This window comes from Shewanella psychropiezotolerans (assembly GCF_007197555.1).
GTDB lineage: Bacteria > Pseudomonadota > Gammaproteobacteria > Enterobacterales > Shewanellaceae > Shewanella > Shewanella psychropiezotolerans.
Map to the genome: position 1 here is coordinate 4,883,895 of NZ_CP041614.1, position 14,314 is coordinate 4,898,208.

At 44.6% G+C, this 14,314-nt stretch carries 11 protein-coding genes and 2 pseudogenes; 1 reads left to right on the top strand and 12 read right to left on the bottom strand.

Annotated elements, in window-relative coordinates:
- From FM037_RS29715 to murJ, 11 genes and pseudogenes are all read right to left on the bottom strand, one after another.
- The gene (locus FM037_RS29715; RefSeq protein ID WP_229380972.1) at positions 1 to 1,695 is read right to left on the bottom strand and encodes a pilus assembly protein; all 1,695 of its coding nucleotides are present in this window, start codon (positions 1,693 to 1,695) and stop codon (positions 1 to 3) included.
- A 101-nt stretch (positions 1,696 to 1,796) separates the two neighbouring features.
- The gene (locus FM037_RS29720) at positions 1,797 to 3,506 is read right to left on the bottom strand and encodes a pilus assembly protein (protein ID WP_229380973.1); all 1,710 of its coding nucleotides are present in this window, start codon (positions 3,504 to 3,506) and stop codon (positions 1,797 to 1,799) included.
- Positions 3,507 to 3,508: 2 nt separating this feature from the next.
- Positions 3,509 to 3,940: a pilus assembly PilX family protein gene (locus FM037_RS21370; protein ID WP_144047672.1), complete on the bottom strand. Its 432-nt coding sequence runs from the start codon at positions 3,938 to 3,940 to the stop codon at positions 3,509 to 3,511.
- A gap of 8 nt (positions 3,941 to 3,948) precedes the next feature.
- A pseudogene (locus tag FM037_RS21375) lies at positions 3,949 to 4,931 on the bottom strand (PilW family protein).
- A gap of 13 nt (positions 4,932 to 4,944) precedes the next feature.
- On the bottom strand, positions 4,945 to 5,511 hold the full coding sequence (gene pilV, locus FM037_RS21380; RefSeq protein WP_144047673.1) for a type IV pilus modification protein PilV: 567 nt from the start codon (positions 5,509 to 5,511) through the stop codon (positions 4,945 to 4,947).
- 242 nt (positions 5,512 to 5,753) lie between these two features.
- The gene (ispH, locus tag FM037_RS21385) at positions 5,754 to 6,701 is read right to left on the bottom strand and encodes a 4-hydroxy-3-methylbut-2-enyl diphosphate reductase (protein WP_144047674.1); all 948 of its coding nucleotides are present in this window, start codon (positions 6,699 to 6,701) and stop codon (positions 5,754 to 5,756) included.
- Between the two features lie 3 nt (positions 6,702 to 6,704).
- On the bottom strand, positions 6,705 to 7,127 hold the full coding sequence (fkpB, locus tag FM037_RS21390; RefSeq protein ID WP_144047675.1) for an FKBP-type peptidyl-prolyl cis-trans isomerase: 423 nt from the start codon (positions 7,125 to 7,127) through the stop codon (positions 6,705 to 6,707).
- Between the two features lie 5 nt (positions 7,128 to 7,132).
- The gene (gene lspA, locus FM037_RS21395; protein ID WP_144047676.1) at positions 7,133 to 7,663 is read right to left on the bottom strand and encodes a signal peptidase II; all 531 of its coding nucleotides are present in this window, start codon (positions 7,661 to 7,663) and stop codon (positions 7,133 to 7,135) included.
- Positions 7,664 to 7,802: 139 nt separating this feature from the next.
- Entirely contained in the window at positions 7,803 to 10,625 is a 2,823-nt protein-coding gene (gene ileS, locus FM037_RS21400; protein WP_144047677.1) for an isoleucine--tRNA ligase, read from the bottom strand.
- A gap of 31 nt (positions 10,626 to 10,656) precedes the next feature.
- A complete protein-coding gene (gene ribF / locus FM037_RS21405) occupies positions 10,657 to 11,592 on the bottom strand; it encodes a bifunctional riboflavin kinase/FAD synthetase (protein ID WP_144047678.1) in 936 nt (311 codons plus the stop codon).
- A gap of 186 nt (positions 11,593 to 11,778) precedes the next feature.
- Positions 11,779 to 13,337: pseudogene (gene murJ / locus FM037_RS21410) on the bottom strand (murein biosynthesis integral membrane protein MurJ).
- Between the two features lie 247 nt (positions 13,338 to 13,584).
- Between murJ and rpsT the strand changes: the two are divergent.
- On the top strand, positions 13,585 to 13,851 hold the full coding sequence (gene rpsT / locus FM037_RS21415; RefSeq protein ID WP_144047679.1) for a 30S ribosomal protein S20: 267 nt from the start codon (positions 13,585 to 13,587) through the stop codon (positions 13,849 to 13,851).
- 138 nt (positions 13,852 to 13,989) lie between these two features.
- On the opposite strand, the gene FM037_RS21420 is transcribed toward rpsT, so the two are convergent.
- Complete coding sequence (locus FM037_RS21420) at positions 13,990 to 14,286, bottom strand: ArsR/SmtB family transcription factor (RefSeq protein WP_077752699.1); 297 nt, start codon at positions 14,284 to 14,286, stop codon at positions 13,990 to 13,992.
- Positions 14,287 to 14,314: the final 28 nt, after the last annotated feature.

Genomic DNA, 14,314 nt, shown 5'->3' on the forward strand with positions numbered 1-14,314 from the left:
TTACTCGTTAATATGGTAATAAATACGGTTCACACCTAACCCACCACCCACGCATTTTTCATCACCTGGAGGGCAACCATCACCGCCACCACCACCGTCAGCTTTTTTCATCTCATCACCGGCTGCACCGATGCCAATCAGGTACATATAGGAATCTCCATTTCCGTTCGGAGGAATAACCAATTGAGGGGTATCCGGCACTCTCTCTCCCATTTCAAGATATTCATGAGTATAGGAACGAGTCCCCTTATGAAGATCAAACCCATAAAGTCGTCCTACACCAGAGACTAGGCATTGAGTACTCGAAGCCGTGTCCCCGGGAACATATGAAGTAAAGAAAACTCGGCCTTCAATGATTGAAGCACCAGCCAGACTCTTCTCACCAACACCACCAAAACCATAATACCAGCCTCGCTTTAAACCGAAGCTGATATTATCAGCATCAGAGGAAGGGGCTGCTGATGTCACATTATAAAGATTAGCTAAAGTCAGTGTTTCCGGTACTTCATTACCGGGTGCCCCGTTGAATGAGCGGGATATGACATGTCGGTCCTGAAGCATGTAGAACATATCTGAGCGCGAAGTATCTGTCGGATGAGGCCTATGACCAGTGCCAACGACTACCGCATCATAAGCGACATTCTGATATGTTTTAGTTTTAGTCGTGGTTTCGCCAATAGTCACATCAACTTCAGACAGATTGGTGAATACCGTTTGTGCCACTGCAGGTTCTGAAAAAAATCGTCTATCAGAGGCTAAAGTTCCACCGCCAAGGTCGGCAAACTTAAATACTGTCCATGGATTAGTCGAGTCTTTAGGGCTGCCGCTAGGCAGATCCATACGCCAAACATTACCACCTGTATCGGTCGCATATATTCTGTCGGTTAATCGGTCACCATTGGCATCTAACACAGCGACAGAGTTAGGGATACTGTCGCTAATCCCAGGCATCTGGGTCATTTTGGTGTCTGAAGTAGGTCCAAAAGCGTGTACTAACACTCCTGTTTTAGCATCGACAATAAATACACCGCGACCTTGCGCATCAGGTAAACCGACAGCAGCAGGATCTTTTGATGAAGGAGAATAACCTGCACCAAAAATAAGTACAGGTGAAGCAGTTTCCGGATCGGTATTACCTATTGGCCAGCCTGGGATAAGGGTAATAACAGGTTCTGACCAAGTTTGACCAAGCTCACTCATGCCTGCACTATCTGAATCAATTTTCCACATATAACTAGGAGAATCAGGACTAGTAATATCGATAGCATAGTAAGACTTGCCTCCACGGCGCATCCCTGTAAATACCCAAGCCTTCTCTATTCCGCCTGAGCCCGTTTTCACATAGGCCACTGGAGGGCTATCCATCCCATAGACTGAGTGTACTCCGGTGGGAACATTCGCTCGTAATTCGACTAAATTAGGTAACAACTCATAGGGCATAAATGCCCATGACTCAGCGACTGAATCTCCCGAGTCCTTAAACATATGTAAGAAGCCATGATTTGTCCCCACCAATATTCGCAGGTCAGGTGATGATGAGCTTCCGAAGTTAATGGCCAACGGCTTTGAGTGCAGCGGATCACCTAGTACATCGTCACGAATATCACTGGTGCTATTGTCGTTGTCATCATCGTCTACATCTTTACCTTTAGCCCAATCAAATAGCTTATTGAGTTCAGTGCTATTAACTCCCATATACGCAGCTAATGCACTGTCGCCGCCAGCAGCACTGGAAGCATTACTTTTTGTGAGTGATTTTAACGAGCCACCTGTACCTAAGTTACCATAAAGTGTCCTTACAGCAGCCCCCTCAAAGTATGTGCGGCTCCGCCGACTCGGACATCATTACCATCACCTCCTCCACTAGAACCTGAGCAGACTGAATTTGGGGTCCAATATGAGCACGAGGATGCTTTAAGGTTACCGTCTGTACCTATTGCAAGGGCACCATTTTTATCGACGATATCACCACTACCTGTCACCCTAAACTTCTTGATATTGCCCATCCAACGAGGTCCTTTATTGGGCAAGAACATGGCGTAGTAAACAGAATCAAATGTTTGAGTTCTATCGAAGTTATTACTTGCAATGGAAGGTGAAGTGAAGCTCGCATTGACCTCTAAAATCTGTGAGAAAACTTGTGAGAGTGCACTTTGCAATTGAGTCGCATCCTTTGCAGCAAAGTATGCACCTCCGCCTAAGTCTGCCGTTTTCTTCAATATGGGAGCAGCGTCATCGGCACCATCACTAAATCCGATGGTAAAAGTACTAACAAATTGATCACCCTCTAAATTTGTGTTCACATCCTTGCGATTTAATATACTCGCAAGTGCAGGAAGGTAACTACCATCCTCCCTATCGGCTGAGCGATAACCAGACATATTCTTAACAAGACTATTCGCTGCCGAATCACGAGTAGGAGAACCATCGGTAACATAAACGACATAAGAGCGATTCGAACACTGAGTTTCACCAAATGGAGAGATATAATAGTTACCATCCTCGACACTTCTATCTCGTTCTGGATTTAAACTTCCTGCTTCTTTAGCAAACTTAACCTTACCCCCAGAAAAGTAACGATAGGCCTCATACAAGGTTTCACAAAGCGGTGTCCAAGTATCAGCATCTAAATTATTAATCGTTTCAACTAATGTCTTTTTACTGGCTGCATTTCGTCTCTGTATTCCTGAGATTATGCGCCCACCATCACTAGTTCGACCTGTATTATAATTAAATACCGATAATCCAAAATCAACACTGGGTGTCGTGACAACAGTGTCTTCCATGACTCGCTTGGCAATTTCCATTCGAGTCGTCCAGCGCTTACTTTTCGTGCTGTGATACCAATCAATATAAGTTTGTGTGTAAAAAGTAACAGATTTACCTATACCAAACTTTGTCAGAAATGCTTTATCAAGAGCTGCGGTTTTATCTGAAGATGATGAACTGCTAGTTACATTGGTATAAGGAATTGGCGAAGATTTCGAACCTAAACTGTCTACAGGAAAACCATCGAAAATCCCAGTAGCATTGCTGAATTGTAAAGCTGCAGCATCTTCGAAATCTTCGAAGCAATCCACATGTGAAACTATACTGCCTAGCTCATCGGGTAACTCTGTCCAGGTACCATTTTCACCTGTAAAGCCATATTCCCTAATAAAACCGGTAAAAAAACCATAAGATTCCAGATATACTTTTGACGTTTTACAACCATTTACACTTTGGAGAATATAGTTATTACTATCGACTTCCGGAACCCCAACACCACCTTTACTGTAATAGAGTTTTGTCGAATCATTGACGGTTTCTCCGCGATCGTAAAAAGTCTCCGTATACTCACTCGTATCCATGCTTCCAGAATTATCGAAGATTATCAGAACCTGCGGTCTTGCACCGGAACGTGCTGATGACTCAAATACATAGAGTTCAGTATCATCTCCATGAGTCACTCCCGATATCATGCCTAAACCCACGATAACGGCACATAGAAAACGTTTAATCCACATAACTAACTCCCGGTTAATACTTCCTGTTCAACGCCAGCGACGACGGTCAATTGCCCCAAATTTTTCTTACCAAATGTTGCAACGCTGGAAACCTCTATCCGTCTACAACTTACTAGATTCGCCGAGCTAGCTTTTGTGCTTCTCTGGCAGTTAACATCTCCATCAGCTAAGGGACTTAGAGTATTAGTAACCCCTAAAGCCGCGTCAACCACTGTCATAGTGCCGGCTATGTTAGCCATGGTTGCCCCTTGGTTATTTGCTACCACCCTATCTTGTGCTCCTTGAGCAGCAGACATGGCTTCGACACGTTCTGAGCCGGCACCAGCCATCTTCATCGACTGGCTAGAATTAACGGCGAGTGCAACGCCAATAACGGTCATGATGATCAGTATTATCAAGGAGAAAAAAAGTACCATACCTTCTTGTTTCTTCATGATTTCCCCTAGTTCCTTATCAATACCGGATTTTCGAGTACTATGGTGGTTGAAACCACCTTTCTTCTATAATGGTCATTAGCGGCAGCGATGATTTTGTCACCCAACTGATAACGGGACTCGCTAGTAAAATTTCGATCCTCATCGACTGATCTGACTAATATGAATATCCTCAGGGCTACGAGACGTTGAAATAACTCGTTATCCCACATTAAATTAGTGACATTTTGTACAGGCATAAAACTATCGGCGGTATCATCACCATCGTTATCGAAACCATAGAGCACTCGAATATTCTCGATCCCCTCCACAAGTTGTTCGTAACTGCCCGAAGTTTTCATACCACCATTTCTCAGCACGCGGCGTCGCAGTACCGGGACTCCATCGTCTTCCTGTATATAGTAAATATGATGTTGATACTCCCAGAAGCGACCGTTGTTCATCGCCGGGGTGACTTGGTCACCGCTGAAAATTACCGCCTGGTTTGCAGTAGTCCCCATGTAATAGCGATTATTATCATTAGGCACTGCAACAGAAGGGCCGACTAATCGTTTGATCTGTAAAACATCTGTCGAAGTCAAAACCCCAGTCAAACAGGCAAACGACTCGAGTGAAGCCCCTTCTTCATACCCCCAAAGTCGCCGAAAATGAGCCGGATTATTATTTGGCAGACTCGCGTTATTAGCCCCCCCCCGATGCAATCATTGCCGGCGGGAATGGCAACAGCATTGATCTGGGTATTAGTCCCTATAATAAAATCGGTACCTGTCATATCCGCCATGAAACCAAGCTGACTAATATCACGCTCCATCAAAGCCAGCGCAATACGGCCATTCTCCTGCAACTGATTAAATTGACTGGTCGTTATCACATTCGTGGCCGACATATTAAACATTGAAAACAGGCCAGCACTTAAAAACAGTGAGATAACCATAGCTACCATCAACTCCACTAAAGATAAGCCTTGCTGAACTTTTAATTTATTACTCATAAAATTAACCAAACTAGATAATCACCGTACTGATTGAATAGGCTCTTCTGCGTTTGTTTGCTGTGCCGCAAGATTTAACAAAATCTGCAGCGTTGGCTGCACCATCGGAAACAGCACGAATTCCTCTCCAGGTCATCACAACTAATACGTCACCAGTACCTGATACCTGGATACAGGCAGTCGGAGTGTCCAAACCACCAATAGAGCGGGTACCTTTGGTTTCACCCACCCCATTCATCGACTGCTCCCAGCCGTATAAATCCCATGCACGAGTCTGAACATTCGTACAGGTGATGCCTGCATTGCCACCGCCAACATTAAGAGCAACATCACAAGACTGACTGGGTTCAGACAGATTGCCGGCATAAGTACCTGCATAGCCAACTAACTGGCTTCTATTGAGCTTCATTCGATTGATAATATCGATGGCATAATAGGATGCTTGTGTCTGTTGGAAAGATTCGAAGCTGCCTCTCTTGGCAACCAGATGTAAATTAAAAATACCAATCAAGCCAATCACGAGAATGACTAATGAGACTAAAACTTCAACAAGTGAGAATCCGTTGGATTTATGATTCATTAGCGTCAAACTCCCTTCAATCGCCACATATTTGACGCTTTAATTGATAACTTACCTGTTATAAATCTGTAAGTTAGCATTCTAAACTATGATATAGGTTAATCATAGTTTAGTCGAATGTTGCCCGCTAGTAATATTAGTGTCTAAGAATGCTACTTGTTAGACTCTACGTAAATTTCAGACCATAAAAAAGGAGGCCTAAGCCTCCTTTTTTATGGTAACCATCAGTTTTTCTGTGGTTTCTATCTCAGCTCCGCAGGCACAGCAAAGACGGTATCTTCTTTGCGCCCCTCGACTTCTGTTATCACGCTTGGTGCTAACTCGGCAATAGCATCAATAACTTGCTTAACCAGTACTTCAGGAGCCGATGCACCCGCAGTTACCGCCACTTTAGTCACATTAGTGAACCAAGTCGCGTTTATATCATCTGCATTGTCTACCAGATGCGCTTCTGTGCCACGCTTCTGAGCCAGCTCTCTTAGACGATTCGAGTTAGAACTATTTTGTGACCCTACAACAATAAACAGATCTACATCATCGGCTACGTTACGAACCGCATCCTGTCTATTTTGTGTGGCATAACAGATATCATCTTTACGCGGCCCTTCGATAGATGGGAATCGCTTCTGCAACGCAGCTATGACACCAGCAGTGTCATCCATAGACAGGGTAGTTTGAGTGACGAAACACAAATTATCTGGGTTTTTAACCACAAGAGACTCGACATCTGCTGGTGATTCGACCAGCAATACGCCCCCTTTAGGGTTATCGTACTGACCCATGGTGCCTTCAACCTCCGGGTGTCCGGCATGCCCAATAAGGATACATTCGACTCCTTTACGACTGGCCCGAGTGACCTGAAGATGAACCTTAGTTACCAGAGGGCAAGTCGCATCGAACACCTTAAGGCCGCGACGCTTAGCTTCGGCTCTCACAGCCTGTGATACACCATGTGCACTAAAGATAACAATACTGTCATCGGGGACCTGATCCAGTTCCTCGACAAATACGGCGCCGCGCTCTTTAAGATTCTCGACCACATAACGGTTATGCACCACTTCATGACGAACATAGATAGGTGGAGAAAACAGCTCGAGTGCACGCTCGACTATGCTGATGGCTCTATCGACACCGGCACAGAAGCCTCTGGGATTGGCAAGTTTTATCTGTAGACTATTTGCTTTATTCATACACTAAAGTACCTGTATCACTTCTAGCTCAAACGTAAGTACCTGACCCGCTAAAGGATGATTAAGATCGACCGTCACCGAATCACCAGCCACTTCACGAACTATGCCAGGGATCTCACTGCCACCCGGCCCACCGAAACTCACAATAACACCAGGTTCGAGTTCCATATCCCCGGGAAACTTACTTCTATCCATATAATGAATTGCATCTGGATTAGACTCACCAAAGGCATCGACAGCTTCTAGGGTGAAGCTATGGCTATCACCCTCTTCCAAGGAGTTTATCTGTGCCTCAAAAGCCGGGCTTAAACTTTCATCACCGATATTAAGCCTCGCAGGTTTACCAGAAGCCTTGGTGCTATCGGCGGTAGAGCCATCTTCAAGCACGATATTCATATGACATAAAATAGAACGTACATCAGTCAATTCAATTACTCCTTTGCAGCACTTTTTTCATCTTGCGCTTTTTTCTGTTTCTCGAGGCGATCTGAGATAAATGAGTCCACAATAATAAGTGCAGCTCCGACACAAATTGCAGAATCTGCAATATTAAACGCTGGAAAGTGACTCTTATTCCAATAAAAATCCAAGAAATCGACCACGTATCCATGTTGCAGGCGATCGATAAGATTACCTAAGGCACCACCGATAACTAAAGTATAGGCAAGATTGAGTCGCCACATCTGCGCTGGCTGTTTTCTCAACCAGAACGTCAGCAAGGCGCTAAAGCCCACTGCGATAAAGGTAAATAACCATTTCTGCCAACCACCGGCATCACTCAAGAAACTGAATGCTGCCCCATAGTTACGCACATAGGTAAAATTAAACACAGATAATAGCTGTACAGACTCATAAAGATCAAAGTTAGCTAAGACCCATTGCTTAGAGACTTGATCGGCAATAAATACCAGTACAACCACCCAGTACCAGCGTATACCGCTCTCTTTCCAATTAGTTGGCATAGGGCCTTCCTCTTAAAAAAAATGACGCATAGCAGCGTCACTTTCCATAGTTCAAATATATAATGCAGCTGAAATACTCAAGCCACTGTCCATCAAAGTATTAAGCCTGACACATTTATCAGGCTCTTAGCATAGCAAGTTAGGCAAACTGACGAACTTCACCCTCGCCTTCGATGTTAGTAACACAACGAGTACAAAGAGTTGGATGTGCTTCAACCTGAGCAACGTCTTCCCTGTGATGCCAGCAGCGCTCACATTTTGCAGCTTCAGACTTCGACCAGCCAAGTTTAAGCGATGCAAGCTCAGTTTCAATCGCATCATTTGGCGCTGCTGATAAAGCAAGTACTTGTGTCTTAGACGTCAGCAGAACGAATCTTAACTCATCACCCAGACTGTTTAGCGCTATAGATAACGCTTCATCGGCATATAGGGTGATCTCAGCTTCCAATGAACCACCGATCAGCTTTTCACGTCTGGCTTGCTCAATAACCTTGTTGACTTCACCACGGACGCTAAGCAACTGCTCCCACAACTCATCACTAAGATCTGACTCTAGAGTTACCGACTTAAGTCCATCGAACCACTCTTGAGTAAATACATAAGCATCTCGCTCACCAGGAAGTAGCTTCCAGATCTCATCGGCTGTGAAAGATAGAATAGGTGCGATCCAACGTACCATAGCCTCAGAAATCAAATAAAGTGCAGTCTGGCAACTACGACGTGCATGACTATCGCCTTTAGCCGTGTACTGTCTATCCTTGATGATATCGAGATAGAAACTACCTAACTCAACCGAACAGAACTGCATTAGCTTCTGGGTCACGGTGTGGAAGTTATACTGCTCGTAGGCTTCCAGCAACTCCTCCTGCAAAGCTGCAGCGCGACGTACCACCCAACGATCCAGGGCAACCATATCTTCAATGGCTACCGCGTCTTTTACCGGATCGAAACCATTGATGTTAGCTAACAAGAAACGCGTAGTATTACGAATTCGACGATAGGAATCGGCGCTACGCTTGAGGATCTCATCAGAAACCGTCATCTCACCGCTATAATCAGTGCCAGCAACCCAGAGGCGTAAAATATCTGCACCTAGCTTATTGGTGATAGTTTGCGGAGCAATCACATTGCCCACAGATTTTGACATCTTACGGCCTTTGCCGTCGACGGTGAATCCATGAGTAAGCACTTGCTTATATGGCGCTTTACCATTCATCGCAGTCGATATCATCAAAGATGACATAAACCAGCCACGATGCTGATCGCTGCCTTCCAGATAAAGATCTATACCGTGCCCCTGATATTCAGGGCGAGCAGCAACGACCGATGAGAATGAAGAACCAGAGTCAAACCAGACATCTAAGGTGTCAGTCACCTTACGGTATTGGTCTGCTTCGTCACCCAGAAGCTCTGCCGCATCAAGATCCCACCAGGCTTGAATGCCCTTCTGTTCGATCTTGTTAGCAACGCGCTCCATCAAGGAGATGCTATCAGGATGCAAGTCTTCGGTTTCACGGTGAACGAACAAAGTAATAGGAACGCCCCAGGTACGCTGACGCGAGATACACCAATCCGGACGGTTCTCTACCATTTTCTCGATTCGGCTCTGACCCCAATCAGGGATCCATTTAGTCTTCTCGATTTCGCCCAAAGCTTGCTTTCTCAGGCCTTTGTTGTCCATAGAGATAAACCACTGAGGTGTCGCTCTAAAGATAATAGGAGTCTTGTGTCTCCAACAATGAGGATAACTGTGAAGAATACTCTCGTGCTTGATTAAGGCGCCCTTCTCTTCAAGAAGAGTCACCACATTCGCATTGGCTTTAAATACGTGCTGTCCAGCAAAAATTTCAGTGTCTGACTTATAAACGCCATTATCGCCGACTGGATTAGCAACTTCTAAACCATATTTCAGACCAATAATGAAATCGTCTTGACCGTGACCCGGTGCAGTATGAACAATACCCGTACCCGAATCGACAGTGACATGGTCGCCTAAGATAACTGGCACATCGAAGCCATAGAAAGGATGGTTAAAGCGTAAAAGCTCTAATTCTTGGCCTTTAACTTGAGCTAATACCTTATGAGAATCGACCCCATAACGCTCCATACAAGACTCTACAAGTGCCTCAGCTAAGATAATGACTCTGGTAGCATCGTCTTTAACAAACTCAACCAGTGAATAGTCAATATCCGCTGCGATTGAAAGTGCGCGGTTTGCAGGTAAGGTCCAAGGGGTCGTAGTCCAGATAACCATAGAGACATCAGTTTCAATCTCGACGTCACCAAACTTCGCCAGCAGTGCTGCTTTATCTGTTGCAACAAAAGCAACATCGATAGCCGGAGACTTCTTATCTTCATATTCAACTTCAGCTTCTGCTAGTGCCGAACCACAATCGGTACACCAATGCACGGGCTTGACACCTTTATGCAAGTGACCACTTTCGATCACCTTAGACAGTGAGCGCACTATGTTGGCTTCGGTACCGAAATCCATAGTCAGATAAGGTTTATACCAATCGGCAAACACCCCGAGACGGATAAAACCATCACGTTGACCATCGACTTGCTTAGCCGCATATTCACGACACTTCTCGCGGAATTCGCTAGCGGTAACCTTATGACCAGGCTTACCCACTTTCTGCTCAACTTTTAGCTCGATAGGTAGACCATGACAATCCCAGCCCGGAATATAAGGCGCATCGAAACCGGATAGCGTCTTAGATTTTACAATAATATCTTTGAGGATCTTATTAACTGAGTGACCGATATGAATATCGCCGTTGGCATAAGGAGGACCATCATGCAAAATAAATGGTGTACGGCCAATACGGCTATCACGGATCTTTTGATACAGCCCGTCTGCTGCCCAGGATTTCAACATCTCTGGCTCACGATTAGCCAGATTACCACGCATCGGAAACTCAGTTTCCGGCAAATTCAAAGTAGATTTATAGTCGCTCATTGATCCTATACCATTAATTTTAGCCAAGCAGTTAGCCTGCATCATTGCCAAGCAGAGCCTTGGCTTTGTCAGCGTCATTGTTAATTTGTTTTTTCAGCGCATCCAATGATTTGAATGGCTGTTCATCTCTAATCTTAGCAACCAACTCAACTTCGACGGTACGACCATAAAGATCATCATCAAAATCAAACAGGTGTACTTCTAACTGACAGACCTGACCATTTACTGTCGGTCTAAAACCCACATTGGCCACGCCATCATAAATATCACTGTCATCCCAATACATCTTAACGGCAAATACCCCCCTAACTGGAGACACTTGACGTTTAAGCGCTATATTGGCAGTAGGAAAGCCTAAAGTCCTGCCGAGTTTTTCCCCATGGGCAACTTTACCACACAAGGTAAAAGGATGGCCGAGTAGACGCCTTGCTTGTTCCAAGTTGCCTTTCGCCAACTGATTTCTAATCTCGGTGGAGCTGACTCGTTTGTCGCCTAAAACGAAACTTTGGGTACTCACCACGGCAAACTGGTGTTTTTCTCCTGCCGATTGAAGCATCTTAAAGTTACCTTTGCGCTGCTTACCGAAGCAAAAGTCATCCCCTATGACCAGGTACTTAACCCCAAGGGACTCAACCAATAATTTGTCGATAAAGTCCTGCGCCGATAGATCAGCAAAATTAGCATTGAAGTTAATGCATACTAACCTGTCGATCCCCAACTCTTCGAGTAAAATAATTTTATCTCTGAGAGTACTGAGCCTAGCTGGCGCATTATCACCTCTGAACATCTCTTGCGGCTGAGGCTCAAACGTCATCAAGGTTGCGGGGACATTTAACTGTCTCGCCTTCTTGACTAACTTAGCGATGACTTCAGCATGGCCTCGATGCACGCCATCAAAATTGCCGATAGTGAGAACACAACCGTGATGTGCAGGTAAAATATTGTGTATACCGCGGATTAGTTCCATTACATTACATAACTAGCAGGCCTGAGTGGGCGGATTATATACCAGCTGAAGAGGATAATCAGCAAGGATCTTTCCCTGAGATAATTGATGTCGATTTTAATAAACAATCAAAGAGTAAAATGCCTCCAAAATTAAGGAGGCATTTAACGGCTCGCTGGACTCAATGTCTGACATGAATTCACAGAATTACAAGCCAGTTTTTATTTTCCAGGGCCTGACTCCAAAAATCACCAGAGTGATAAGGTAGCTAGCTCCACCTCCCCCTATGAGTAATAGCAAGGTCGAGGCTCGTTCATGAAACACCTGTCCTACCCACACTTCTTGGGACGGAAGAAAGGACAGCAGTAAACCGACCATGACACCACAAGACAACAGCGCCTTGATAAAGAAAAAACCAGTTTGCCTACTCACTCTATAGACACCAGCCTTATGCAGGCCACGATAAAGTAAACCCGCATTGAGTAGTGCAGACATCGAAGTTGCCATGGCTAAACCGACATAACCAAAGGGAAAAGCAAGGATCAGGTTAAACACCATATTGCTGACCATAGCTATGATGCCATAGCGTACCGGTGTCCTAGTGTCTTGCCTCGAATAGTAACCAGGCGCCAACACCTTAATCAACATGAAGCTCAGTAAGCCACAGCCGTAAGCCACTAAGCTATATGACGCCATTTCAACATGATGCAGAGTAAACTCACCACGCATAAACAACACCATCAACATAGGTTTAGCCAGCACAATCAAACCACACATGGCAGGCATCCCCAGAAATAAGATGGCTTTCACCCCCCAATCCATGGTGGACTCAAACCCCTTGCCTTCGGCATTGATATGCTTCTTAGACAGAGCCGGCAAAATAACCGTTGCGATTGCGATACCAAACAAACCTAGGGGAACTCGAGCAAGCGATCGGCATAATAGAGATAACTGATAGAGCCCGTCATCAGAAAGCTGGCAATGAAAGTATCTAATAACAGGTTTATCTGAGAGACAGACACACCAAAGAGTGCAGGTATCATCAAGGTACGAATTTTAGTCACACCAGGGTGTTTCCAACCCCAGCTGGGTTTGACTAAGGCTTTTTCTTTTAAGAGAAAAGGGATTTGAAACAAAAACTGAATTAAACCACCAACAAATACACCAATAGCCAGTCCAATCTCGGCCTGTTCCATACGAGGTGCGAGAAAGATAGCGGCACCGATAATGGCGATATTTAAAAATACCGGCGTAAATGCCGACACGGCGAATCGCCCTCGGCTGTTTAAAATAGAGCCAGCAAGGGCGGTAAAGGTAATAAACCAGAGATAGGGAAAAGTTATCTTCAACATCAAGGATGCTAACTCAAATTTAGCCCCATCAGGCTCTCCATTCATCCAGGCAAGAAACCAGCCGCCACCGAAAAGCGCCGTTAATACCGGAGAAGCGATAACACCAACTAGCGTAACCACAGTAATGATAACGCCTAATGTCCCCGCGACCTTAGACAGTAGGTCTCTAATCTCTTCGGAAGTCTGTTTCTGTTGATATTCAGTTAAAACCGGAACGAATGCCTGAGCAAAAGCACCTTCAGCGAAAAGACGTCTTAGAAAATTTGGAATTTTATTAGCGAAGAAAAAAACATCAGCGCTGGTTCCAGCACCCATAAGATTGGCGATAACCACATCTCTGACTAAACCCAACACACGAGAAATCAACGTCATAGCACTCACTATCATGCCTGACTTAAATAAAGCTTTACTCAAAACACCCCCTGATCTGAGCGGTACATTTCAGGCGAGTAGTCTCAAGAATTGATTTTCCCCCTGTCACTGGCTAACAATTACTGCTAGAATTGCGCACCATATTACACGAGTTAGGTTGAAGATAGCCAAGTCTGGTTGGATTAATTTATCTTTAAGATAAAGATTCAATCATTGTCATTGACAAAATGACAAAAAAGAGGCATATTCCCGACCTTTAAAATATCTAACCCTATTTAGGAGTTGCACCTTGGCTAATAGCAAGTCTGCAAAGAAGCGCGCGCTTCAATCTGAAAAACGTCGTCAGCATAACGCTAGTCGTCGTTCAATGTTACGTTCATACGTAAAGAAAGTTATCGCAGCAATTAAAGCTGGCGATCACAAAGCGGCTACTGAAGCATTTAATGCTGCACAACCAATTGTTGACCGTATGGCGACTAAAGGCATTATTCACAAGAATAAAGCTGCTCGTCAGAAGTCTCGCCTAAACACTAAGATCAAAGCACTTGCTGCTTAGTCTTTAAGTTTATGCTTAAAAAAACCGGCCTTGGTCGGTTTTTTTATGTCTAAAATTTGGTGGAATTGATATTAACAAATTTCAGGCATAAAAAAGCAGAGCCTTCAGGCTCTGCCAATTTGATTCCCTTCACTGTTTTTAATGACAGTATATGTTATTAAGCAACTTGATAATCTCCGATACCTCTTTACTCTTCAAAGAGTAAAACACCGTCTGAGCTTCCTTACGGGTCTCAACTAAATTATCTTTTCGTAGCCAGGCTAGATGCTGAGACAGAGCCGATTGACTCAAACCCAGTTTCTTATTCATCTCACCTACACACATCTCTCCTTCACTAAGAAGATAGCATAGGATAAAGAGACGGCGTTCGTTTGCCAAAGCCTTCAACATCACAACGGCTTGATCTGCCCGCTGCTGCATTAATTCAATATTCATTACGAGCAATTTCTCCTAAAACAATCCC